This is a genomic window from Gilliamella sp. Lep-s35 (genome assembly GCF_009795845.1).
Lineage (GTDB): Bacteria > Pseudomonadota > Gammaproteobacteria > Enterobacterales > Orbaceae > Gilliamella.
Genome location: NZ_WTEX01000083.1, coordinates 1 through 392 on the forward strand (window position 1 = coordinate 1; position 392 = coordinate 392).

Here is a 392-nt window from a genome sequence, read left to right on the forward strand (position 1 = left end):
CCACTCGACCAAAACAGAAATTGGTGCCTCCCGACCATCTTTTATCAATATATTTACGGCCTTCATCGGTTAAATCATAACGATACAGCGGTTTATCACCGTCATAACCCACTAGCTCTTCGGTAAATAGTCCTTCTTTGGCATACAGCGCTAATCGGTAATTTAATTTATGATTAATATAAATGGGATCTTGATAATCCATATCCTTATGATAACCTGCCATATATTTAATTGTATAAGGATACATATTTTTATAAATTTCACCCACTGCCAGACAAACAGCTCTATTACCATTGGGATTAATGTTGTCATTTTCTTCCTGAATTCGGGTTTTATAATCGGTGTTATCACAACCTGTTAGTAGCGATAATAGGACGACTAAACTACAACTT

At 35.7% G+C, this 392-nt stretch carries 1 protein-coding gene; it reads right to left on the reverse strand.

Features of this window, described 5'->3' with window-relative positions; genetic code table 11:
* Nucleotides 1-392, reverse strand: a 392-nt coding sequence (locus GQ590_RS12125; protein WP_160409321.1) for a hypothetical protein, incomplete at both ends; no start/stop codon positions are given.